The sequence below is a fragment of the Nocardioides sp. genome (assembly GCF_029937575.1).
Lineage (GTDB): Bacteria > Actinomycetota > Actinomycetes > Propionibacteriales > Nocardioidaceae > Nocardioides.
In genome coordinates, this window is the sequence record NZ_JAPYPS010000006.1 from 98,517 (window position 1) to 121,410 (window position 22,894).

Consider the following 22,894-nt stretch of genomic DNA (forward strand, 5'->3'; position numbering starts at 1 on the left):
CTCGTCAGCGCCGCGCGGCGTACACCCGTCGGACGACGTCCTCGACGTCCGGCTCCTCGACGGCGAGGTCGAGCACCTCGACCCGCTCCGAGACCGCGGCGAGCACCTTGGCCGCCGTGGTCGTGTCCGGGTCGAAGGCGAGCCGCTGGCGGAGCCCGCCTCCCTCGCTGCCGAGGTGCTGGGTGGAGGGGACGTCGACGAGGTCCGGGGTGGAAGCGGCCAGGTCGACGACGAGCACCCGCTGCGCGCCGACCGTGCGCGACAGCCCGGCGAGGGTGCCGTCCCAGACCAGGCGACCTCGGTCCACCAGCAGGATCCGGTCGCAGAGCCGCTCGACGTCACCCATGTCGTGGGTGGTGAGCAGCAGGGTCGTGCCGTGGACGGTGCGCTCGGCGACGAGGAACTCGCGCAGCCGCTGCTTGGAGAGCACGTCGAGGCCGATCGTGGGTTCGTCGAGGATCACCAGCCTGGGGGAGTGCAGGAGGGCGGCGGCGACCTCGGCGCGCATCCGCTGGCCGAGGGAGAGCTGGCGCACCGGGGTCCCGAGGAACTCCGCGAGCTCGAGTCGGTCGACGAGCTCCTCGGTGCGTGCGGTCTCCGCCGTGCGGCCGAGGCCGTGGATGGCGGCCAGGATCGTGAACGACTCCCGCACCGGCAGGTCCCACCACAGCTGGGTGCGCTGACCGAAGACCACGCCCACCTGTCGCGCCAGCTCCCGGCGGTCCGCCACGGGCCGCAGGCCGCAGGTCGTGACGGAGCCCCGGGTCGGCACCAGGATGCCGCAGAGCATCTTGATGGTCGTCGACTTCCCGGCGCCGTTCGCGCCGATGTAGCCGACCGCTTCGCCGGCGCCGACGCAGACGCTGAGGTCGTCGACGGCGGTGAGGGTACGACGCCGTACCCCGTCGCGGACCTTGAAGTCGCGACCCAGCTCCCGCGTCTCGATGATCGCAGTGTCAGTGCTCATCCGCCGCCTCCTCGATAGTGCCGGACGCCGATGCGCCACGACAGCAGGGCCATCGCCCAGGTGAAGATCGCCGCGAGCGGGGCGCACCAGCCCAGCCACGACGGCATCAGGTCGGTGCCGGGAAGCCCGAGCAGGGTCACTGTCGGCAGGTAGGCGGTGAAGGCCATCGGGAAGAAGAACCCGAAGACCACCTTGAGCGGCCGGTTCCACACGCTCGCGGGCTGGCTGGCGGCGTACCGGCCGCCGTACACGAACGCATTGGTGGCCTCGGCGCCGTCGATCAGGAAGAACTGCGCCCCCGCGGCCCACACGAACATGGCCGCGAACGTGGCGATGCCGCTCAGCGCCGAGACGAGCAGCAGCGCCACCGCGGCGAACGACCAGTCGACGTCGGCCAGCACGAGGCCGGTCACCAGCGAGGCGAGTCCCACCATGGCCCGCGCCAGACGTCGCAGCGAGATGTTGGAGGTGATCAGCTGGAGCAGCAGCGGCTGGGGGCGCAGGTAGAACACGTCGAGCGTGCCCGCGCGCAGGTACGTCGGCAGGTTGTCGCAGTGCCCGAACGCGAGGTCGGCGACGGAGAAGGCGAGATCGGCCAGGCCGAAGACGATGAGGATCTGGGTGAACTCGAGACCGCCGAGCCGGTCGACGTTAAGGAACAGCACGCCGACCTCGGCGAGCTCGACGATGCCGACGAGCAGCGAGCTGACGAGGTCGATGGTGAAGTTGGCGCGGTAGCTGCGCTGCGAACGGATCCGGGAGGAGAGCACGGCGCGGTAGGGCCGGGTCAGGGTGACCAGCGGGGAGGTCGGGTCAGCCACCCTGCACCTCCAGCTTGCGACGGCCTGCGCGTGTCATCAGGTGCCCGGCCAGGGCCGTGAGCACCAGCCAGAGGACCTGGAGGCCCACCAGGCCGAGCGCATCCATGCCGACGACGCGTCCGGAGAGGACGTCGACGGGGTACATCAGCATCGACGGGAACGGCGTGCACTCGGCCACGATCCGCAGGGCGTTCGGGAAGAGGTCGATCGGCACGAAGAGTCCGGCGAAGAAGCCCGAGACGACCATGTAGAGGATCTGGAGGCCGCGGGTCTCGACCAGCCAGAAGCCGGCCGCGGCGACGAGGTAGACCGTGGTGGCGGACACGACGATGCCGAGCAGCAGGCTGAGGGCACCGAGCAGGTAGCCCGAGGCCGCGGAGGGGACGTTCATCCCGACCACGAGGACACCGATGCTCACGGTCGGCAGACCGCGGGGGATCAGCGCGAAGATCGACTGGCCGACCTCGGTGGCGACGCTCGCGGCCTGCACGCTGAGAGGTCGGAGGAAGTCGACGACGATGCCGCCGTCCTTGATCCGGGTGGCGATGTCGCTGCGGCCGTTGAGGTTGACCGAGCCGAGCAGCCCCTGCGAGATCCAGATGTAGGCGCTGATGGTGCCGATGTCGTAGCCGTTGAGGTCGCCGCCGGCGGCACGGACGGTGGCGAAGAGGATCGCGACCTTCAGCAGGCCGAAGGTGGTGTTGGCGATCAGCCCGCCGAGGGCCGCGAGCCGGTACGTCGACTGGCGGCGGAAGCCCGCGACGAGGATCCGCCAGTAGGGCCGCCAGGAGGTGCGCCCGGTGGTCTGGATCGAGGTGGGCACAAACGCGGGAGCCTACGCGACGAGTGGCCCTGGAGCGATCCGGGCGCTACCGTGAAAAATGACTTGATGTCGTGTATCTTGATGTCAAGACAGATTGATTCGGACCGGTTAGGCATCCCTTACTACCGCCGCCCGATGGTGCGGCGGCAAGATGGCCACCGAGGTTCGAGACCCACACGACGAGGAGACGACTGATGGCCAGTCAGGACAGCTTCGGTGCCAAGGGCACCCTGGACGTGGACGGGAAGGCCTACGAGATCTTCCGCCTCGACGCCGTGAGTGGCGACGGGTTGGACGTGGACAGTCTCCCGTTCAGCCTCAAGGTGCTCCTGGAGAACCTCCTGCGCACCGAGGACGGTGCCGACATCACCGCCGACGACATCAAGGCGATCGCCGGCTGGGACGCGGACGCGGACCCGAGCAAGGAGATCCAGTTCACGCCGGCGCGCGTGATCATGCAGGACTTCACCGGCGTCCCCTGCGTCGTCGACCTCGCCACGATGCGCGAGGCGATGGCCGACCTCGGGGGAGACCCCGCCAAGATCAACCCGCTCGCGCCGGCCGAGATGGTCATCGACCACTCCGTCATCGCCGATGTCTTCGGCACGCCCGGAGCCTTCGAGCGCAACGTCGAGATCGAGTACGAGCGCAACCGCGAGCGCTACCAGTTCCTGCGCTGGGGCCAGGGCGCCTTCGACGACTTCAAGGTCGTCCCCCCGGGCACCGGCATCGTGCACCAGGTCAACATCGAGCACCTGGCGCGCACGATCTTCACGCGCGAGGTGGACGGTGAGCTGCAGGCCTACCCCGACACCTGCGTCGGCACCGACTCCCACACCACCATGGTCAACGGCATCGGCGTCGTCGGCTGGGGCGTCGGCGGCATCGAGGCCGAGGCCGCGATGCTGGGCCAGCCCGTCTCGATGCTGATCCCGCGCGTGGTCGGCTTCAAGCTCAACGGCGACCTGCCCGAGGGTGCGACCGCCACCGACCTGGTCCTCACGATCACCGAGATGCTGCGCCAGCACGGCGTCGTCGGCAAGTTCGTCGAGTTCTACGGCCCCGGCGTCTCGGCGCTGCCGCTGGCCAACCGCGCCACGATTGGCAACATGAGCCCGGAGTTCGGCTCGACCATCGCGGTCTTCCCCATCGACGAGCAGACCATCGACTACCTCAAGCTGACCGGACGCTCCGCCGAGCAGCTCGCCCTGGTCGAGGCCTACGCCAAGGAGCAGGGCCTCTGGCACGACCCCGCTGCCGAGCCGCGCTACTCCGAGCAGCTCGAGCTCGACGTCTCCACCGTCGTCCCGAGCCTCGCCGGGCCCAAGCGTCCCCAGGACCGGGTGGCCGTCACCGAGGCCGGCCCGAAGTTCGTCGAGGCGCTCAAGGACTACACCGACGCGCCCGACAAGACGATCGACTTCGAGATCGACGGCCAACCGGTGACCATCGGCCACGGTGCCGTCACGATCGCGGCCATCACCTCGTGCACCAACACGTCCAACCCGTCGGTGATGATCGGCGCAGCGCTGCTGGCGAAGAAGGCCGTCGAGAAGGGCCTGGCCCGCAAGCCGTGGGTCAAGACCACGCTCGCACCCGGCTCCAAGGTCGTCTCCGACTACTACGAGAAGTCCGGCCTCACGCCGTACCTCGACAAGCTCGGCTTCAACCTCGTCGGCTACGGCTGCACGACCTGCATCGGCAACTCCGGCCCGCTGATCCCCGAGGTCAGCGCCGCGGTCAACGAGGCCGACCTGGCGGTGACCAGTGTGCTGTCGGGCAACCGCAACTTCGAGGGTCGGATCAACCCCGACATCAAGATGAACTACCTCGCCAGCCCGCCCCTGGTCGTGGCCTACGCGCTGGCCGGGTCGATGGACGTCGACCTGTTCAACGACGCGCTGGGCCAGGACACCGACGGCAACGACGTGTTCCTCAAGGACATCTGGCCGAGCCCGTCCGAGGTCGAGGAGGTCATCGCGGGAGCGATCAACTCCGAGATGTTCGACGACCGCTACGCCGACGTCTTCGCCGGTGACGAGCAGTGGCGCTCGCTGCCCACCCCCGAGGGCAAGACCTTCGAGTGGGACAGCGAGTCGACCTACGTCCGCAAGCCTCCGTACTTCGACGGCATGCCGGCCGAGCCGGAGGCCGTGACCGACATCGAGGGCGCACGGGTGCTGCTCAAGCTGGGTGACTCGGTGACCACCGACCACATCAGCCCCGCCGGTGCGATCAAGAAGGACAGCCCGGCCGGCAAGTACCTCGCCGAGAACGGCGTGGGTCAGCGTGACTTCAACTCCTACGGCTCGCGCCGGGGCAACCACGAGGTCATGATCCGCGGCACGTTCGCCAACATCCGGCTGCGCAACCAGCTGGCCGAGGGCACCGAGGGCGGCTTCACCCGCGACTTCACGCAGGCCGACGCGCCGGTGACCTCGGTCTACGAGGCCTCCGAGGCGTACGCCGCCGCCGGCACGCCGCTGGTCGTCCTCTGCGGCAAGGAGTACGGCTCGGGGTCCTCGCGCGACTGGGCCGCCAAGGGCACCGCGCTGCTGGGGGTCAAGGCCGTCATCGCCGAGTCCTACGAGCGGATCCACCGCTCCAACCTGATCGGTATGGGGGTCATCCCGCTGCAGTTCCCGGCGGGCGAGAACGCCGACTCGCTGGGCCTGGACGGCACCGAGACGTTCTCGATCTCGGGGATCACCGCCCTCAACGAGGGTTCGACGCCGAAGACGGTCAAGGTCGTGGCCTCCGGCGACGGTGACGACGTCGAGTTCGAGGCAGTCGTCCGGATCGACACCCCCGGTGAGGCCAACTACTACCGCAACGGCGGGATCATGCAGTACGTCCTGCGGAGCCTGCTCAAGGCCTGACCTGCAGGTCTGATCACCAAGGCCCGCTCCGACTCCGGTCGGGGCGGGCCTTCGTCGTACGGGGAAAGAGCTCGTGCTCGGACCCCTCCTACAGGTGACCTGGCGGCGTGGGTACGGGTAGAGAATCCTGAGGCGAGAACAGGACACCATGACCACACTCCACGACCGGTTGAACGAGCTGGCCGACGACGTCCCCGCGAGCGGGGCCACCGGCGACCTCGACGCCGACCTCTGGAAGCGCGGTAAGCGGCTGCAGCGGCGGCGCCAGGTCGCGTCGGCGTCGTTCGCCGCTGTGCTGGTCCTGGCGGTCGGGTCCCTCGCCACCGTCGTGGTCGACGCCACCAGCGGGCCGGAACTCCCCGCCGCGGATGCCGACACCACCCTGGCGCTGCCCGATGAGCTCTACTTGGCGAGTCCGTGGGCCAACGGCACGGAGGAGACCGGTCCCATCGGTCCGCTGGCGGCGCTGGTGGGGGCGGAGCGCCGGACGTTCTGGGGAGACTCGACCCTGGGCGTCACCGGCGTGACGCCGACGGGCGACTACGCGTTCCTCGACCTGGAGTCCCGGGCCGAGACCTACGACGTCGACCCCGGCGTCAAGCTGTCGGCGGATGGCGAGCGGGTCGCCTACCTGCTGACGGGCGAGACCGATGAGGAAGCCAACACGTTCCGGGGGGATCCGGTCGTCGGGCTCGCGGTCCTCGACACCGTCACCGGGACGACGACCGAGCAGCGGATCCCGACCGATCACGGGCTCGAGGTCGACGACTTCACCTGGATCGGTGACACGCTGGTGATGCGGTACTCGCAGTACCTCACCTTCGAGGAAGGGTCCTCCACCTCCACCCGGCCAGTCCTGCTCCGCTGGAACCTGAAGACCGGTGCGGCTGACGCGGGCCTGCCGCGCAGCAGCTACCCCGACCTGTTCGAGTCGGCCCCTGCGGGTGACCGGGTCGTGGTGACGACCGGGCGCCGTACCTTCGTCATCGTCTCCGCCGACGGCGAGACCGAGCCCGGACCGCGCCTCGACGTCGCGACGGACAGCCCGGTGTTCCTGAGTCCCGACGGCCGGCGCCTGGCCACCAACAAGGACCCCGACGGTCCGCACACGGTCAGCAACCTGGCCGGCCCGGTCGTCGTGGGGCCGGCGACCGGCGCCGGGGCAGGGACGACCCGCAAGGTCGAGCCGGTCGTGATCGAGCAGCAGGAGGACGGGGAAACGATGACCGGCAGCGTCTCGTCTGTCTCCTCCGTCGAGGCCGCCGTCGTCGGATGGCGCGACAACGACCACCTCGTCGTGGCCGCAGGCGACGGCTACGAGGTCATCGACGTCACCGACGTCACCCTCGGATTCACCGAGCCCCTCGTCACCCTCCCGCAGGCCTACGGGATGCAGCCCCAGGTCGCCGCCGACGCCTTGCAGGCGCCCACCTTCGCGGCCGCGGAGCCCGACGGTCCCGGCGACCCACGCCGGATCCTCTGGCTCGGTGGTGGCCTGCTGGTCACCCTGGCCGGCGCGGCCTTCTGGAGGTTCCGTGTCCGGCTCTGAGGCAGAGCGCGTCGACTTCGAGGAGTTCGTCCGTGGCCGACGCCGCGCGCTGCTGCGCACGGCGTACCTCCTGACGGGTCAGCATGCCGACGCCGAGGACCTGGTGCAGGCGGCGCTGATCAAGGCGGTGCCGCACTGGCGCAAGATCTCCGACAACCCCGAGCCCTACGTACGACGCATCCTGGCGCGGGAGAGCGTGTCGCGGTGGCGACGCCGGAGGTGGCGCGAGATCAGCAGCGACGACCTTCCGGACGGTGCGCTGCAGGATCCGGACGTCGCGGCCCGCGAGGACCTGCGGCGAGCTCTGGCCGGGCTTGCCCCTCGTCAGCGCGCGGTGATCGTCCTGCGCTACTTCGAGGACCTCTCGGAGGCGGAGACGGCGGACTCGCTCGGCATCGCGGTCGGCACCGTGAAGTCCCAGACACGCGATGCCCTGCGCGTGCTGCGGGAGCGGATGCCGGCGTTGGGCGACCGAGGTCGGCCTGGCGCGTCACGAGTGGCCGCGCCGGGGCGCGGTGGTCTCCGATGAGGTGATCGCTTCATCCAACGACGGCCAGGCGTCTGGACCCGCGTCGCCTGAGCGCTCACCATGGCCTGGTGACCTCCGGACTTGCCCGTGCGCCCCTTGCCGCGGTCGCCCTCGCCCTGGCTCTGGCGCTTGTCGGCTGCAGCGACGGTGAGCCGGCGGAGCCTGCGGCGCAGGAATCTCCGACGCCGAACGCCAGCGAGAGCGTCGCCCCGACGGAGACCCCGACCCCGACCCCGGCCCCGACGCCGATCTCGACGCCGACCCCGGCCCCGACGCCGATCTCGACGCCGACTGATTCGAGCGCCCCGTCGGCGACCCCGAGTCCGTCCGAGCCCGCTCCCGTCAACGGCCCGCCGCGTACGTACGAGGAGGCGCTGGTCCTGTTCGACCAGGCCTCGGGGTCTCAGAAGTTCAGTCGCTTCGCCTCACCCACGGGCAACATCTACTGCGTCCTCGACTCGCCGTACCTCCCGCCGTCCTGCGAGCTGGGCACCGGTGCGATCCCGGACCCCGCTTCGTGTCCGGCCGACGGGCCGTCACAGAACGTCGGGCGCATCGAGTTCGGCGAGGCCGGCCCTCAGCCTGTCTGCAACAGTGACACGATCCGCGAGCCCGGTCCGCCGACCCTGGGGTACGGCGGCGTGGCCACCTGGCCCAAGTCGAGCGTGACGTGCCTGATGGAGAAGTACGGCGTGACCTGCGTCGACCCTCAGGCCAACGAGGGCTACTTCCTCGCCAAGGGCCGCTACCAGATCTTCTAGTGCTTCCCTCGGTCCCACTACGGTTGCTCCCATGATCGTCGCCTTCAGCATCAGCCCGACCGCCGGCTCCGAGGACGGCGGGGTCGCCGAGGCCGTCGCCGCCGCCGTCCGAGTGGTACGCGAGTCCGGACTCCCGCACGAGACCAACTCGATGTTCACCAACATCGAGGGGGAGTGGGACGAGGTGATGGACGTCGTCAAGCGTGCCGTCGACGTCGTCGCCGAGGTCTCGCCGCGGGTCGGCCTGGTCCTCAAGGCCGACATCCGGCCGGGCCGCACGGGCGAGATGACGGCCAAGCTGGAGCGCCTCGAGCGTGCGCTGGAGGGTGAGTGATCCGATGAGCGAGTCGCCGCCACCGCCGCCTCCCCCTCCGCCAGGACCCCCGCCGCCTCCGCCAGGACCCCCTCCGCCTCCGCCTCCGCCGCCTCCGCCCCCGCCGCGTCGGCGGAACCGAGCACGCGTGGTGCTGGCCGTCGTGGTGGCCGTCGTCCTCGTGGGCGCCGGCGCTGCGCTGCCGCTGCTGATGGACGACGAGGAGCCCGTGCCCGCTGAGGTCGACCTGAGCGCCGTGGACACCTACACGACCCTGCGCACCGACCACGTCACCGAGACCGTCGACGACTACGAGTCGTCGCCGCCCGCCGGCGGCAGGCACTTCCCGGTCTGGCTGGACTGCGGCGTGTACGACGAGCCGGTGCGCGACGAGCTCGCGGTTCACGACCTCGAGCACGGCGCCTTCTGGTACGCCTACGACGCCGACGTCCTGAGTGGCGACGACGTCGCGACGTTGGCGGACAGGCTGCCCGACAACGGCATCATGGCGCCGTACGTCGGCCTCGACGCGCCCGTGGTCGTCACCGTCTGGGAGGCCCAGCTCGCCCTTTCCGGTGTCGACGACCCGCGCCTGGACCTCTTCCTCGAGGAGTACGCCGACGGCGTCACCGCGCCGGAGCCGTTCGCCTCGTGCGCCGGGGGAGCGAGCCCGGACGACATCGACGAGCTCGGCCTGCCGAGCGACCTGCTGGAGGGATGAGCCCGTGCACTCCGAGACCCGCTCCTACCGCACCGGCGACCGAGAGGTCGTGCTGGATCTGACCGCCGACTGTGCAGATGTGGTCGAAGGGCGGGGCGACGGCATCCTCCAGCTCTTCGTCCCGCACGCGACTGCCGGCATCGCGATCCTCGAGACCGGCGCCGGCTCCGACGACGACCTGCTTGCCGCCCTGGGCGACCTGCTTCCCGCGGACGATCGCTGGCGCCACCGGCACGGCAGCCCGGGCCACGGACGCTCGCACGTGATGCCCGCGATCGTGCCCCCGCACGCGACCGTGCCGGTGCTCGACGGACGCTTGGCGCTCGGGACCTGGCAGAGCATCTGCCTGGTGGACCTCAATGTCGACAACGACGTGCGTGAGGTGCGGTTCAGCTTCCTGCACGGGTGAGTCGTTCGAACGCATGTTCGACTATGCTGGGATCATGAACCGCCTCGTCGCCCCTCCCGGCTGGCCCGACTCCGTCCGTCCGCCCGATGCGCCACGGTGGGAGCTCACGGCCGAGGCCTGGCTCCTGGACCTGTGCCCTCCCGAGTTCCGCACCTACCCCACGCTGCGTCGCCACATCGTGGTGCTGGCGCGGTTCGCCGTGCTGCACGTGGAGGCGTGCCAGGCGGCCTGTCGTCGCGGTCTGAGCGAGGCGCGCTCCGAGCTGCGCGAGGTCGCCCCGCCGGACATCATCGAGGCCGCCGTGGAGACCTGGCTCACCGAGGACGCGCGCCTCTCCGCCGTACGCCGTGAGGTCGGCCTCGTCGAGGACGCGCTGCGTGGCACGCGGTACCGCGCGCGCCTCTGAGCGGCGTGTCCGAGGCGGGCACTACGGTGGCCGGATGAGCCGTGCCGAGAGCTTCTCCGTCATTCCCGTCCCCGGACCCGGCGCCGAGGACGTCGTCGTCGGGTTGTCCGGCGCCGACGAGGGCGCGGTGTTCACCGGCACCGAGGACGGCTCGATCTTCCGGATCAGTCACGACGGCGGCAAGGTCGACCGGATCGCCCAGACCCAGGGGCGCCCGCTGGGCCTCGAGATCGACCTGGACGGTCGCCTGCTCGTCTGTGACGCCCACCGTGGCCTGCTGCGCGTCGACACGTCCAACGGTGCCGTCGAGGCCGTGACCGCCGAGGTGGGCGGCACGCCGATGAAGTTCTGCAACAACGCAGCCATCGCCTCCGACGGGACGGTGTGGTTCTCCGACTCCTCGACGAAGTTCGGGATCGAGGACTGGAAGTCCGACTTCGTCCAGCACACCCGCACGGGTCGCCTGATGCGGCTCGACGTCGACGGCACGATCACGGTGGTGCTCGACGGGCTGGCCTTCGCCAACGGCGTCGCGCTGTCGAAGGACGAGGACTTCGTGGTGGTCGCCGAGACCGGCGCGCGGACCGTCGTACGACGTTGGCTCACCGGCAACCGCGCCGGCATGCGCGACCTGCTCTGCCAGGGGCTCCCCGGTTACCCCGACAACGTCGCCCGCGGGAGCGACGGGCTGATCTGGGTCACGATCGCCAGTCCGACCGACCCGGTGGTGGAGCGTCTGCAGCGCGGCCCGGTCAAGCTGCGCAAGCTGGCCACGATGCTGCCCGACAAGCTGCAGCCCAAGCCGAAGGAGACCGTCCGCGTCCAGGCCTACGACGGGGAGGGCGTGCTGGTGCACGACCTGGACATCGACGTCGCCGAGCACGGCGTGAGCTACCACATGGTCACCGGAGTGCGTGAGCACGAGGGACGGGTCTGGATGGGAAGCCTGCACGAGGCCGCCGTCGCCGTCTGGGACCTGTGACCCCTCCCACCGGACCACGTAAACTCCCCGACATGTCTCTCCTGCCCTCGATCAGCGAGCCGCGCGACCTGCGCGGCCTCACCGACGAGCAGCTGGACACGCTGGCCACCGAGATCCGCGACCTCCTGGTGACCGCCTGCTCCAGGGCGGGCGGGCACCTCGGTCCCAACCTCGGAGTCGTCGAGCTGACGATGGCGATCCACCGCGTCTTCGAGTCGCCTCACGACCGCGTGGTCTTCGACACCGGTCATCAGTCCTACGTCCACAAGATCCTCACCGGGCGCGCCGGCGACTTCGACGCGCTGCGCACCGAGGGGGGCCTCAGCGGCTACCCCAGTCGCGCCGAGTCGCCCCACGACATCGTCGAGAACTCCCACGCCTCGACCGCCCTGAGCTACGCCGACGGCATCGCGAAGGCCTACCGGATCAAGGGCGAGGACCGCCACACCGTCGCGGTCATCGGCGACGGGGCACTCACGGGCGGCATGGCCTGGGAGGCGCTCAACAACATCGCGATCGCGGGCGACAGCAAGCTGGTCATCGTCGTCAACGACAACGGCCGCTCCTACACCCCGACCATCGGCGGCCTCGCGACCGCGCTGACGGCGCTGCGCACCAACCCCCGCTACGAGCAGGTGCTCGACCAGGTCAAGCGGCGTCTCAACGCCGTCAAGGGCGTCGGCCCGGCGGCGTACGACGCCCTGCACGCGATGAAGAAGGGGGTCAAGGACGCCTTCGCGCCCCAGGGCCTCTTCGAGGACCTCGGCCTCAAGTACGTCGGGCCGATCGACGGCCACGACCGCGCGGCGATGGAGCAGGCGCTCACCCAGGCCAAGCGCTTCGGGGGTCCGGTCATCGTCCACGCGATCACCCGCAAGGGCTTCGGCTATGACGCCGCCGAGCGGCACGAGGCCGACCAGTTCCACTCCCCGCAGCCCTTCGACATCGAGACCGGCGAGGAGAAGGCGCGCGGCGCCATCTGGACCGACCACTTCGCCGACTACATGGTCGACCTCGGCGCCCGACGACCTGACGTCGTCGGGATCACCGCCGCGATGATGCACCCGGTCGGGCTCGACAAGTTCGAGGCCGCCTACCCCGAGCGCACCTTCGACGTCGGCATCGCCGAGCAGCACGCCGCCACGTCCGCGGCAGGCCTGGCCATCGGCGGACTGCATCCCGTCGTCGCGCTGTACGCCACGTTCCTCAACCGGGCCTTCGACCAGGTGCTGATGGACGTCGCCCTCCACGAGTGCGGGGTCACCTTCGTGCTCGACCGCTCCGGCGTTACCGGCGACGACGGGGCCAGCCACAACGGCATGTGGGACATGTCGATCCTGCAGGTGGTGCCCGGGCTGCGTCTCGCGGCACCGCGCGACGCCACCCGGATGCGCGAGCTGCTCGACGAGGCGGTCGAGGTCGACGACGCCCCGACCGTGGTCCGCTTCCCGAAGGGCTCCCCGCCCGACGACGTACCCGCCATCGATCGCGCCGGCCAGGCCGACGTGCTGGTCCGCACGGGTGACCCGGACGTCCTCGTGGTCGCGGTCGGTGCGATGGCGACCCTCGCGGTCGAGGTCGCCGATCGACTCGGAGCCCAGGGGATCGGCGTGACCGTCGTCGACCCCCGGTGGGTCAAGCCCGTCGACCCCGCGATCGTCGACCTGGCGCGTCGGCACCGGCTCGTGGTCAGTGTCGAGGACAACGGGGTGGTCGGTGGCTGTGGTGCCGTCCTGCTGCAGACCCTCAACGACGCCGGCGTCACGACCCCGGTCCGCCTCCACGGGATCCCGCAGGACTTTCTCCAGCACGCCAAGCGGGCCGCCATCCTCGAACGGATCGGCCTCACCCCGCAGGCGCTGGCCCTCGGCATCGTGGAGGACATGACGGCCCTGGACGGGGACACGACGGCGCTGGTCGATGCCGACCGGACGAGCTGAGCTCTCCGGATCGCCCCTCCTCGGCGGTCTGCTCGCCCTGGCGCTCGTCGTCGTCGGCTGCTCCAGTGCCGACGATCGAGCCGCCCGGACAGCGCCCGAGGTCACCCAGCCGGGCCCGACCGGCGGCCCTGCCGACCCTGACGGGGTCGACCCGGACGACGTCCGTGGCAGCCCACCGGCCGTCGAGGGTCTCCCCGTGCCGCCCGATCTCGACGCCGCCTTCACCGAGCTGCTCGACACCCGCGCCCAGGCGCTTCGCCTGGGCGACCGCGAGGCGTTCCTCTCGGTGCTCGACCGGCGCGACGACGGGTTCCTGGTTGCCCAGGAGGGCTACTTCGACAACCTGGCACAGCTGCCGCTGGCGACGTTCTCCTACGACCTCGATCCCGCCAGCCTCGTGCGTGGCAGGCGCAGCTACTCGGTCGTGGTCGAGGTCGCGTTGCAGCTGGACGGCTTCGACGCCGTCCCGGTGCGCACGCTCGACCGCTTCCGCTTCGACCAGGTGGGCAAGCAGCGCTCGGGTCGCGCACCGCGCTTCCGTCTCTCCTCGGTCACCGACCGGGCGTGGGAGGAGGCCAACGACATCCCCTCCCAGCCGTGGGAGCGGCGTCCGATCCAGGTACGGCGAGGTGCCGGCGTGCTCGCCGTCTTCGACGACGCATCGGTCGCCGACGCCGGCCCGCTGCTGCGGGGGCTCGAACGGTCGGTCTCGGACGTGGCGGCGCGGCTGCCCTACCCGTGGGACGCCACCGTGGTGGTCTACGCGCTCTCGGACACCGACTTCATCCGGAGCCTGGACGACCTCCCCGGCGAGGATCCTGACGAGCTGGACGGGATCGCCTTCACGGTGCCGGCCGGACCGGGTGACCCCACGATCGCGGCCACGCGGATCGCACTCAACCCGCGCATCTCCACCCGCAGCGGCCTGGTCCGACAGCGGTTGCTCCGCCACGAGCTGACGCACGTGGCCGTGGGCGAGCGCGACGACAACGCGCCCGCGTGGCTCAGCGAGGGGCTGGCCGAGTGGGTCTCGGTGCAGGCCCTGCCCGAGCGCAAGCGACGCATCGGGACCGACGCTCTCGGTGCGGCTCAGCGAGGCGTGGAGGAGATGCCGGTCGACGAGACCTTCAACGACGTCGACGCGCCGCTGCACTACGCGGTGTCCTGGTGGGCCTGTGAGTACCTCGCCACGACGTACGGCGACAGCGCGCCCTGGACGGTCCTGGACGCGTTCGCGCCGGCGGACGTCCCGGAGCGGCCCACGATCAGGGCGCTGCTGCAGATCGGCGTCGACCAGCTGGCCCGGAGGGCGACGAAGCTGCTGGTCAGGACCTACGCGCCCGACGGACGGTCAGGCCAGGGCCGCTCGGGTCGGGATCGGTCGAACGGGTCGCTCGAACCGGGTGGCCGGACCGGGTGACCCGCTCGGACGCCGGTAGGAATATCGTGCACCGGTGACCTCAGAACGCCTCGTGCACATCGTCGACGACGTGCCGGACCTCGATGACGTCACCGGCCTGACGCTCGTGGTCGCGCTCGACGGGTTCCTGGATGCCGGCAGCTCGGCCGTGATCGCCGCGCGCCACCTGGTCGACGTCGGCAGCGAGGCCGGTGGGTCCGTGGTGGCGACGTTCGACGTCGACCAGTTCCACGACTACCGGGCCCGCCGGCCACCGGTGACGTTCGCCCGCGACCACTACGAGGCCTACGACGCGCCCCGGCTGGTCGTACGCCTGCTCCGCGACGCCGGCGGCACGCCGTACCTCCTGCTCGCCGGGCCCGAGCCCGACAACCGCTGGGAGGCGTTCTGTCGTGCGGTGCGTGAGGTGGTGGAGCGCTTCGGCGTCAACCTGGTGATCGGGATGGGTTCGGTGCCGATGGCGGTGCCGCACACCCGCCCGATCGCGATCACTCACCACGCCAACCGCGACGAGCTGCTCACCGGTGTCAGCCCGTGGTCCGGGGAGCTGCGGGTGCCGAGCAGCGCCCAGGCCCTGCTGGAGATCCGGCTGGGGGAGTGGGGGCACGACGCCCAGGGCTTCGTCGCCCACATCCCGCACTACCTCGCCCAGCTCGACTACCCACAGGCCGCTGCGATCCTGCTGGAGCAGATCGAGCTCGCCGGTCGCCTCACGCTGGACCTCTCCGCGCTCAAGACCTCCGCCGACGACCGCGAGGAGGAGATCACCCGCTACCTCGCGGCCAACGAGGAGGTCGGCGAGGTCGTGGCCTCCCTCGAGAGGCAGTACGACGCCTTCGCGCAGGCCGAGGACTCCGGGTCCAACCTCCTCGCCGAGGACCAGCCCCTGCCGACCGGCGACGAGATCGGTCAGCAGTTCGAGCAGTTCCTGGCAGGCCTGGAGCCTGACGACAAGGGCGACGACGAGGAGAACCCGACGTGACCGACGCCGCGCGCGAGCTGCTGGACCTGCTGCACCTGGAGGATCTCGACGTCGACCTCTTCCGGGGTCGCCAGCCCGAGTCGACCCGGCAGCGCGTGTACGGCGGTCAGGTCGCGGCCCAGGCGCTGATCGCGGCGGCCCGCACCGTGGACGAGGACTTCCACGTCCACTCCCTGCATTCCTACTTCCTGCTGCCCGGGGACTACTCGGTGCCGATCATCTACGACGTCGAGCGGATCCGCGACGGCCGTTCCTTCGCCACCCGCCGGGTGATGGCGCGCCAGCACGGGCGCCCGATCTACTACCAGACCCTCAACTTCCAGCGTCTCGAGGAGGGCTACGAGCACCAGGACGTGATGCCCGAGGTCGCCGGACCCGAGGAGGGTCTCGACCTGGTCGACCTGATGCGTCAGGGCGGCAACGACGACGCCGACGCCCTCGGCAAGGAGTGGGCCGCGCTCGACGTGCGCTGGCTCGGCAACTCGCGCCACGGCCTGGAGGCCGACCCCGTCCGCCCGTCGAAGGCGCGGATGTGGATCCGGATCGCGGGCGAGGTCGGGGACAACCCGATGGACCACCTGGCGGCCTTCACCTACGCCAGTGACGTGTCGCTGCTCGGCTCCACCCTGGCTGCCCACGACGTGAACCCGTCCAAGACCCAGATGGCCTCACTCGACCACACCATCTGGTTCCACCGGCCCTTCCGGGTCGACGACTGGTGGCTCTACGACCAGTGGTCACCCTCTGCGGGCGGAGCCCGCGGGCTCGCGTTCGGCCACGTCTACACCCCCGACGGCACCCTGGTGGCGTCGGTGGCGCAGGAGGGGCTGATCAGGCCCCGAGGGTAGTGGTCCGTCCCGCCAGGTGCGGGGCGCCGCTCCTCGGGTTGCTCAGCGAGAAGGCCCACCCGTCCGCGAGCGCCGCCGAGCCGAAGGCGACGGTGCCGGGCAGGAAGACCGGCTTCTTGAACGCCACGTCGACGCGGACGGCGTCGGGCAGCCGGTTCTCCAGGGCCGCGACGCAGCGCGCCTTGGTCCACATGCCGTGGGCGATCTGACGCTTGAACCCGAGCGCCTTGGCGGTCAGCGGGTAGAGGTGGATCGGGTTGTGGTCGCCCGACACCGCCGCGTAGCGGCGGCCCAGGTCGTCGGGCAGCTTCCACGTGAGTCCCTTTGCCGGGGCCTCCGGGAAGGTCATGCCGTACGACGCGCCCTCCTCGCCGCGCCCGCGGCGCAGGTAGGCGGAGATCTCCTCCCACACGAGGTCGCCGGACTCGTCGGCGATCGAGGTGGTGAACTCGTAGATCGTGCCCTTCGGGTGGGCGACCTTCGGCCCGACCCCGGCGGTGACGGAGAGCGTCTCGCCGATGGCGACCGGACGGTGCTGGGTGATGGAGTTCTCCAGGTGCACGGTGCCGATGGCGGGCGCCGGGAAGGCCGGGTCGCTCATCATCGCCATCTGCAGACCGAAGACGAGCATGTGCGGGTAGGTGAGGGGTGCGACGTCCTTGGTCGGGAAGCCGCACACGCGGGCGTAGGCGTCGACGGCCGAGCGCTCGACGGTCACCGGCGGGCGGGTGATCGAGAGGCCGGTGAAGTCCGTCGGCGCCGTCTTGCGCACGCCGGGCAGCTGGTTGACCACGGGCACCGACGGCAGTGCGGCCTTGAGGAGGACGCCGAGCCCGCTGGCGGGCTCGACCTGCTGGGGCTGCTGGGGCTGCTGGGTCTCGGAGGTCGGAGCCATGTCAGGCACCCAGCATCATCTGGCCGCAGACCCGCACGACGTTGCCGTTGACCAGGCTCGAGCCGGGGTTGGCGTACCAGGCGATGGTCTCGGCGACGTCCACAGGCAGACCGCCCTGAGACATCGCGTTGAGGCGCTGACCGACCTCGCGGGTCGCGAACGGCACCGCGGCGGTCATCTGGGTGATGATGAAGCCCGGGGCCACGGCGTTGATCGTGATCCCCTTGTCGCCGGCGGCGAGGTCGTCGGCGAGGGAGTCGACGAAGCCGATCACCCCGGCCTTCGAGGCGGCGTAGTTGGTCTGGCCGACGTTGCCGGCGATCCCGGCGATCGAGGCGACACCGATGATCGAGCCGAAGTCGTTGACGACGCCCTGGTCGAGCAGCTCGCGGGTGATCAGCTCGGGGGCGGTCAGGTTGACCGCGATCACCGACTCCCAGCGCGACTCGTCCATGTTGGCGAGCTTCTTGTCGCGGGTGATGCCGGCGTTGTGCACGACGACGTCCACGCCTCCGTGCTTCTCCTTCAGGTGGTGGGCGATTCGCTGCGGCGCGTCCTTGCCGGTGATGTCGAGCGTCAGCCAGTCGCCGTTCAGCTCCTTCATCAGCGCCTGCAGGTCGCTGGCCGCCTGGGGCACGTCGACGCCGACGACGGTGGCGCCGTCACGGGCCAGGACGCGGGCGACCTCCTCGCCGATGCCGCGGCTGGCGCCGGTGACGAGCGCGATCTTGCCGGACAGCGGCGTCAGCGGGTCGACGCTTGGCACGTCCGTCCTGGTGCCCTGGGCGCCGATCCGCACGACCTGGCCGGAGACGTAGGCCGACTTGGGCGACAGCAGGAAGCCGAGCGTGCTGGTCGCGGCTGCCTCGGCACCGTCGGCGACGTAGACCAGCTGGACGGTGCTGCCGCGGCCGATCTCCTTGCCGAGGCTGCGGGTGAAGCCCTCGAGGGCGCGCTGGGCGACCCTCTCGCCGCCGGAGACCAGCTCGGGCGGCGTACCGATCACCACGACGCGGGCGCACGCCTCGAGCGAGCGCATGACCGGCGTGAAGAAGTCGCGCAGCGCCACGAGCTCGGACGAGGAGGTCAGGCCGGTGGCGTCGAAGACCAGGCCCTTGATCCTGCCTCCGCCCTCGCTGTCGGGCTCGGGCTTGGTCGCGGTGGAGGAGACACCCAGGGTGTCGAGCAGGCCGGGCAGCGACTCGATCAGCCGGCCTCGCCCCCCTACGAGGACCGTTCCGTCGACGAGCGGAGCGCCGGCGGTGTACCGCTCCAGCTTCATCGGGGTGGGCAGGCCGAGGTTCTTGGCGAGGACCTTGCCGATCGGCGACTGGATGAAGCCCTGGTACTTGTCGCTCATGTCTGTGCTGCCTCCATGGACGTTGCTGGTGGAAGTGAACATGTAACTAGGTGTGTAACTCCGCGTCCACATTTGGTGACGTGACCAACAGATGCTTGGTGGGAGCGCGGTTACCCGTCAGTATGGTCGCATGACCGAAACTGCTCGTCGGGTCGCCATCATCGGCGGCAACCGCATCCCCTTCGCCCGTTCCAACACCGTCTACGCCAACGCGTCCAACCAGGACATGCTGACGGCGGCCATCGACGGCCTCGTGACCCGCTTCGGTCTCGAGGGTGAACGGCTCGGGGAGGTCGTGGCCGGCGCGGTGCTCAAGCACTCGCGCGACTTCAACCTCACGCGCGAGTCGGTGCTCGGCTCCAAGCTCTCGCCCGAGACGCCGGCGACCGACATCCAGCAGGCCTGCGGCACCGGCCTGCAGGCGGCGATGCTCGTGGCCAACAAGATCGCCCTCGGCCAGATCGAGGTCGGTATCGCGGGCGGCACCGACACCACCTCGGATGCTCCCGTGGCGATCAGCGACAAGCTGCGCAAGAAGCTGATGAAGGTCAACGCCGCTCGCGACACGAAGGGCAAGCTCACCGCCCTCGGTCAGATCCGTCCCGGCGACATCGGCCTCGAGATCCCGCAGAACGGCGAGCCGCGCACCAAGCTCTCGATGGGCGAGCACGCAGCGCTGACTGCGCTGGAGTGGCAGGTGAGCCGCGAGGCGCAGGACGAGCTCGCCGCCGCCTCGCACCAGAAGCTTGCCGCGGCGTACGACGCGGGGTTCCTCGACGACCAGATGACGCCGTTCCGGGGCGTCGAGCGGGACACCAACCTGCGTGGTGACTCCACCGTCGAGAAGCTCGCCAAGCTCAAGCCCGTCTTCGGCAAGGGTGAGGCGGCCACCATGACGGCCGCCAACTCCACGCCGCTGACCGACGGCGCCTCCGTGGTGCTCCTGGCCTCGGAGGAGTGGGCCGAGGAGCACGACCTGCCCGTGCTCGCCTACCTGACCTACTACGAGACGGCAGCCGTCGACTACGTCCACGGAGGCGAGGGCCTGCTGATGGCGCCGGCCTACGCGATGCCTCGGATGCTCGAGCGTGCGGGGATGAAGCTCGGCGACTTCGACTTCTACGAGATCCACGAGGCGTTCGCCTCGCAGGTGCTCTCCACGCTCAAGGCCTGGGAGGACCCGGTATTCTGCAAGGAGCGCCTCGGCCTCGACGCGCCCCTGGGCTCGATCGACCGCGACAAGCTCAACGTCCACGGCTCCTCGCTGGCCGCGGGGCACCCGTTCGCCGCGACCGGCGGCCGGATCATCAACGTGCTGGCCAAGCTGCTCGACCAGAAGGGCTCCGGCAAGGGCGTCATCTCGATCTGCGCCGCCGGCGGTCAGGGCGTGACCGCGATCCTCGAGAAGCCCTGATCCCGGGCACGGCTCGATCCACCCGCCGTAGGCGTCCGACAACCGATCGGGCGCCTGCGGCATCTCAGGGGTGAACGCGCCGTCCAGGGCGCGCCACCACTCGGAGGTACGCCGTGCGCCGCATCCCGACCCCGATCGCTCCAGGCCTGCTCCTCGGCCTCGTCCTCGTGGTTGCCGGGTGCGGCACGGACGGACCGGCCGGCCCTGTCCCGGACCCCGGCGTTTCGGCTGATGCTCCCGTCCTCGCCGAGGCGAGTGACGACGAGCCGGGCCCGGCACCGGACGAGATCGTCTTCCCGCGCGACGTGACGAGCCCGGAGCAGGGCGGGCAGTACGTCGCGGTCGTGCTGGCCGCGGGCAGCCAGGACGAGCTCGACGCCTCCCTGGCCTCGGTCTCGCAGTACGGCTACATGGCCGGGATCTCCGACGTGGCGTGCCTGGCCGGTGCCGGCGACGTGCTGGGCCTCGACGAGGGTGCCGTTGTGAGCTCGCTGCTCTTCGCGAACCGTCGCAGTGCCCGGGCGTTCGCCGACGCCTACGTCGCGGCCGAGGACGGGCTGATGGTCGGGCGCGCGTCGGTCACGGCGTACTGCCTCGACTGATGGGCAGGCCCCGGGACGGGTCAGGTCACTAGGCTGGTCACCGGGAGGCGACCTGATGGCTCATGACTGCGACGTGGTGGTCGTCGGTGCCGGCCTGTCCGGGCTCACGGCCGCTCGCGACCTGACGCGCGGGGGCCTCGACGTCCGGGTGCTGGAGGCCCGCGACCGGGTTGGCGGGCGCATCCTGCCCCATCCTGTCGGCGACAGTCCGCAGGACGTCGTCGAGCTCGGCGGTCAGTGGGTGGGGCCGACGCAGCACCGTGTGCACGCCCTCGCGACCGATCTCGGTCTGGCGACCTTCGCCACCCACGTGGCCGGCGAGAACCTGTTCGAGGACGGCGGCGGTCGGGTCCGGCGCTACCGCGGCACCATCCCCCGGCTCAGCCCGGTGGTGCTGGCGGACTACGGGCAGGCCGCGCTCCGCCTCGACCGGCTGGCGCGACGCGTGGACCCCGAGGCGCCGTGGCTGGCGCACCGGTCCGCCCGCCTCGACGAGCAGACCTTCGCCTCCTGGATCCGTCGTTCGGTGGCGACGCCCACCGCCCGTGCGGCCTTCGAGGTGGGGTGCCGGGCCGTCTTCTCGGTGGAGCCGGCGGACCTGTCCCTGCTCCACGTCTGCTTCTACCTGAGCAGTGCCGGGGGATGGGACGCGCTCCTCGACACCGAGGGCGGGGCCCAGCAGGACCGAGTCGTCGGCGGGTCCCACCTGCTGGCCACGGGCCTGGCGCAGGATCTCGGGGACCGCCTCGAGCTCGACCGACCGGTGCGCCGCATCGTCCAGGATGCCGGCGGCGTCGACGTCGACGGGCTACGCGCCCGCCGTGTCGTGGTTGCCGTGCCGCCCACCCTGGCGGGACGCATCGCCTACGACCCGCCGCTCCCCGCGGCGCGCGACCAGCTCACGCAACGGGTGCCGATGGGCAGCGTGATCAAGACGATGGCCGTATACGACCGGCCGTTCTGGCGCGAGCACGGCCTGAGCGGCCAGGCGACCAGCCTCCCGGGGCCGGGTCAGGTCGTCTTCGACAACACACCGTCCTCCGGTGCGGTGGGGGTCCTGCTCGCGTTCCTCGAGGGGCGCGAGGCGCGCGAGCTGTCGGCGGTGGGTGAGCGCGAGCGTCGTACGGCGGTGCTCGGCACGTTGGCGCGCCTCTTCGGCCCTGAGGCGGGCCGTCCCGTCGACTGGGTGGAGCACGACTGGACAGCCGACCGGTGGTCGCGCGGGGCGTACGCGGGAGTGATGGGACCGGGGACGTGGACCGCGCACGGCCCTGCCCTGCGGGCACCGGTCGGGCGGCTGCACTGGGCCGGCACCGAGACGGCGACACGGTGGGCCGGGTACTTCGACGGGGCGATCCAGTCCGGCGAGCGTGCCGCTGCCGAGGTGCTAGCCGCCGCCGGCGAGGGCGAGCGCTGACGCCACGAGGTGGGCGCTGACCTGCTCGGCCGAGATCTGTCCGACGGTCGGGATGCCGGGAGCCGCCTCCTTGACCAGGATGCCGACCCGGGCCAGCTGCAGGGCGCCCAGACCCGTCGCGTAGAGCAGGTTGGCCAGCAGCGTCGGGTCGTCGGTCGTGGCGAAGTCGCCGGACTCGATGCCGGCCTCGAGCGCCGTGGAGAGGATCGCGAGGGAAGAGGAGATCCCGCGGCCGAGACGGAACAGGGCGCTCTCGGAGATCTCGTCGAGCAGATCATCGCCGGTGCGCCGCATCAACGACTGCGCGCAGTCGACGAAGGCGGGGTGGCTGACGCCGTACTCCACGAAGGCCCGGACGATGGCGGTCAGCCGGTCGTGGGGAGTGGCGGCTGCCTCGGACGCGGCCGCGAGCGCGTCGCGCAGCTCGTCGAGGTAGGAGACGAGGGTGAGGGCGAAGAGCTCCTCCTTGCCGGTGAAGTGCCGGTAGACGATCGCCCGGTTGATCCCGACCGACGTCGCGATGTCCTCGATCTGCGCATCGCGCACGCCCTTGGCGTCGAACAGGGCTCGCGTCGCGGCGATGATCTCCGCCTCCCGTGCGCGACGGCGGGTGGCGGCGGCGCGACGCCGGCCGTCGGTCGTGCCGTCGGGTGCTGTGGGGCTCATGGGCAAGGAGTGTACGGCGTGTGCAACTCCGAGTTGCACGAGTGTGACGAGGTCGCGCGACGGAGGGCTTCACGGGGGGTCGGGGTCGTGTGCCTCAGAACGGTGTGCCAACCCGCGTGGAGCACGCGACCCGATCAGACCGCGTCCCCCTCGTCAGCAGATCCATCCGCTCCTTGCCGCGTCCACAGGG

At 70.8% G+C, this 22,894-nt stretch carries 22 protein-coding genes; 16 read left to right on the forward strand and 6 right to left on the reverse strand.

Annotated elements, in window-relative coordinates; translation table 11 throughout:
- Positions 1–4 precede the first annotated feature (4 nt).
- Genes Q1K33_RS03995 through Q1K33_RS04005 form a run of 3 tightly spaced genes read right to left on the reverse strand, consistent with a single transcriptional unit; the run spans position 5 to position 2,611 of the window.
- A complete protein-coding gene (locus Q1K33_RS03995; protein ID WP_300400861.1) occupies positions 5–967 on the reverse strand; it encodes an ATP-binding cassette domain-containing protein in 963 nt (320 codons plus the stop codon).
- Complete coding sequence (locus tag Q1K33_RS04000) at positions 964–1,788, reverse strand: ABC-2 family transporter protein (protein ID WP_300400863.1); 825 nt, start codon at positions 1,786–1,788, stop codon at positions 964–966. Before Q1K33_RS04000 ends, Q1K33_RS03995 begins: the two co-directional genes overlap by 4 nt.
- Positions 1,781–2,611, reverse strand: a complete 831-nt coding sequence (locus Q1K33_RS04005; protein WP_300400865.1) for an ABC-2 family transporter protein — start codon at positions 2,609–2,611, stop codon at positions 1,781–1,783. Before Q1K33_RS04005 ends, Q1K33_RS04000 begins: the two co-directional genes overlap by 8 nt.
- Positions 2,612–2,805: 194 nt before the next feature.
- Between Q1K33_RS04005 and acnA the strand changes: the two genes are divergently transcribed.
- From acnA to Q1K33_RS04070, 13 genes are all read left to right on the forward strand, one after another.
- Positions 2,806–5,490, forward strand: a complete 2,685-nt coding sequence (acnA, locus tag Q1K33_RS04010) for an aconitate hydratase AcnA (RefSeq protein WP_300400867.1) — start codon at positions 2,806–2,808, stop codon at positions 5,488–5,490.
- Between the two features lie 148 nt (positions 5,491–5,638).
- Positions 5,639–7,039, forward strand: coding sequence for a hypothetical protein (locus Q1K33_RS04015; RefSeq protein ID WP_300400870.1), 1,401 nt, complete (start codon positions 5,639–5,641; stop codon positions 7,037–7,039).
- A complete protein-coding gene (locus tag Q1K33_RS04020) occupies positions 7,026–7,568 on the forward strand; it encodes a SigE family RNA polymerase sigma factor (RefSeq protein WP_300400873.1) in 543 nt (180 codons plus the stop codon). Before Q1K33_RS04015 ends, Q1K33_RS04020 begins: the two co-directional genes overlap by 14 nt.
- Positions 7,569–7,636: 68 nt before the next feature.
- Positions 7,637–8,329 (forward strand): hypothetical protein, encoded by a 693-nt coding sequence (locus tag Q1K33_RS04025; RefSeq protein WP_300400876.1) that lies wholly within the window; start codon positions 7,637–7,639, stop codon positions 8,327–8,329.
- A gap of 31 nt (positions 8,330–8,360) precedes the next feature.
- Positions 8,361–8,663 carry a thiamine-binding protein gene (locus tag Q1K33_RS04030; protein WP_300400879.1) on the forward strand — a complete coding sequence of 101 codons (303 nt, stop codon included), beginning with the start codon at positions 8,361–8,363 and terminating at the stop codon, positions 8,661–8,663.
- Positions 8,664–8,790: 127 nt separating this feature from the next.
- Positions 8,791–9,363, forward strand: a complete 573-nt coding sequence (locus Q1K33_RS04035) for a DUF3105 domain-containing protein (RefSeq protein WP_300400882.1) — start codon at positions 8,791–8,793, stop codon at positions 9,361–9,363.
- Between the two features lie 4 nt (positions 9,364–9,367).
- On the forward strand, positions 9,368–9,772 hold the full coding sequence (locus tag Q1K33_RS04040) for a YjbQ family protein (protein WP_300400884.1): 405 nt from the start codon (positions 9,368–9,370) through the stop codon (positions 9,770–9,772).
- Positions 9,773–9,806: 34 nt separating this feature from the next.
- A complete protein-coding gene (locus Q1K33_RS04045) occupies positions 9,807–10,178 on the forward strand; it encodes a hypothetical protein (protein WP_300400886.1) in 372 nt (123 codons plus the stop codon).
- A 34-nt stretch (positions 10,179–10,212) separates the two neighbouring features.
- Positions 10,213–11,160 carry an SMP-30/gluconolactonase/LRE family protein gene (locus Q1K33_RS04050; protein ID WP_300400888.1) on the forward strand — a complete coding sequence of 316 codons (948 nt, stop codon included), beginning with the start codon at positions 10,213–10,215 and terminating at the stop codon, positions 11,158–11,160.
- A 32-nt stretch (positions 11,161–11,192) separates the two neighbouring features.
- Positions 11,193–13,100 (forward strand): 1-deoxy-D-xylulose-5-phosphate synthase, encoded by a 1,908-nt coding sequence (gene dxs / locus Q1K33_RS04055; protein WP_300400891.1) that lies wholly within the window; start codon positions 11,193–11,195, stop codon positions 13,098–13,100.
- Positions 13,081–14,520, forward strand: coding sequence for a hypothetical protein (locus tag Q1K33_RS04060; RefSeq protein ID WP_300400895.1), 1,440 nt, complete (start codon positions 13,081–13,083; stop codon positions 14,518–14,520). Before dxs ends, Q1K33_RS04060 begins: the two co-directional genes overlap by 20 nt.
- Positions 14,521–14,554: 34 nt before the next feature.
- Positions 14,555–15,502 carry a PAC2 family protein gene (locus Q1K33_RS04065; protein WP_300400898.1) on the forward strand — a complete coding sequence of 316 codons (948 nt, stop codon included), beginning with the start codon at positions 14,555–14,557 and terminating at the stop codon, positions 15,500–15,502.
- On the forward strand, positions 15,499–16,350 hold the full coding sequence (locus Q1K33_RS04070; RefSeq protein WP_300400900.1) for an acyl-CoA thioesterase II: 852 nt from the start codon (positions 15,499–15,501) through the stop codon (positions 16,348–16,350). The genes Q1K33_RS04065 and Q1K33_RS04070 overlap by 4 nt, the downstream gene beginning before the upstream one ends.
- On the opposite strand, the gene Q1K33_RS04075 is transcribed toward Q1K33_RS04070, so the two are convergent.
- Entirely contained in the window at positions 16,334–17,245 is a 912-nt protein-coding gene (locus Q1K33_RS04075; RefSeq protein WP_300400902.1) for a MaoC/PaaZ C-terminal domain-containing protein, read from the reverse strand. The two genes, Q1K33_RS04070 and Q1K33_RS04075, sit on opposite strands and share 17 nt — an antisense overlap.
- Position 17,246: 1 nt before the next feature.
- The gene (locus Q1K33_RS04080) at positions 17,247–18,605 is read right to left on the reverse strand and encodes a 3-oxoacyl-ACP reductase (RefSeq protein WP_300400904.1); all 1,359 of its coding nucleotides are present in this window, start codon (positions 18,603–18,605) and stop codon (positions 17,247–17,249) included.
- A 130-nt stretch (positions 18,606–18,735) separates the two neighbouring features.
- On the opposite strand from Q1K33_RS04080, the gene Q1K33_RS04085 reads away from it, so the two are divergent.
- The 3 genes from Q1K33_RS04085 to Q1K33_RS04095 all read left to right on the forward strand — a co-directional run bounded on the left by Q1K33_RS04085 (position 18,736) and on the right by Q1K33_RS04095 (position 22,038).
- Positions 18,736–20,019: an acetyl-CoA C-acetyltransferase gene (locus Q1K33_RS04085; RefSeq protein WP_300400906.1), complete on the forward strand. Its 1,284-nt coding sequence runs from the start codon at positions 18,736–18,738 to the stop codon at positions 20,017–20,019.
- 113 nt (positions 20,020–20,132) lie between these two features.
- A complete protein-coding gene (locus Q1K33_RS04090; protein WP_300400908.1) occupies positions 20,133–20,621 on the forward strand; it encodes a hypothetical protein in 489 nt (162 codons plus the stop codon).
- 55 nt (positions 20,622–20,676) lie between these two features.
- Complete coding sequence (locus tag Q1K33_RS04095; protein ID WP_300400910.1) at positions 20,677–22,038, forward strand: flavin monoamine oxidase family protein; 1,362 nt, start codon at positions 20,677–20,679, stop codon at positions 22,036–22,038.
- Here Q1K33_RS04095 and Q1K33_RS04100 read toward each other — a convergent pair.
- A complete protein-coding gene (locus Q1K33_RS04100) occupies positions 22,009–22,704 on the reverse strand; it encodes a TetR/AcrR family transcriptional regulator (RefSeq protein ID WP_300400912.1) in 696 nt (231 codons plus the stop codon). The two genes, Q1K33_RS04095 and Q1K33_RS04100, sit on opposite strands and share 30 nt — an antisense overlap.
- Between the last annotated feature and the right edge of the window lie 190 nt (positions 22,705–22,894).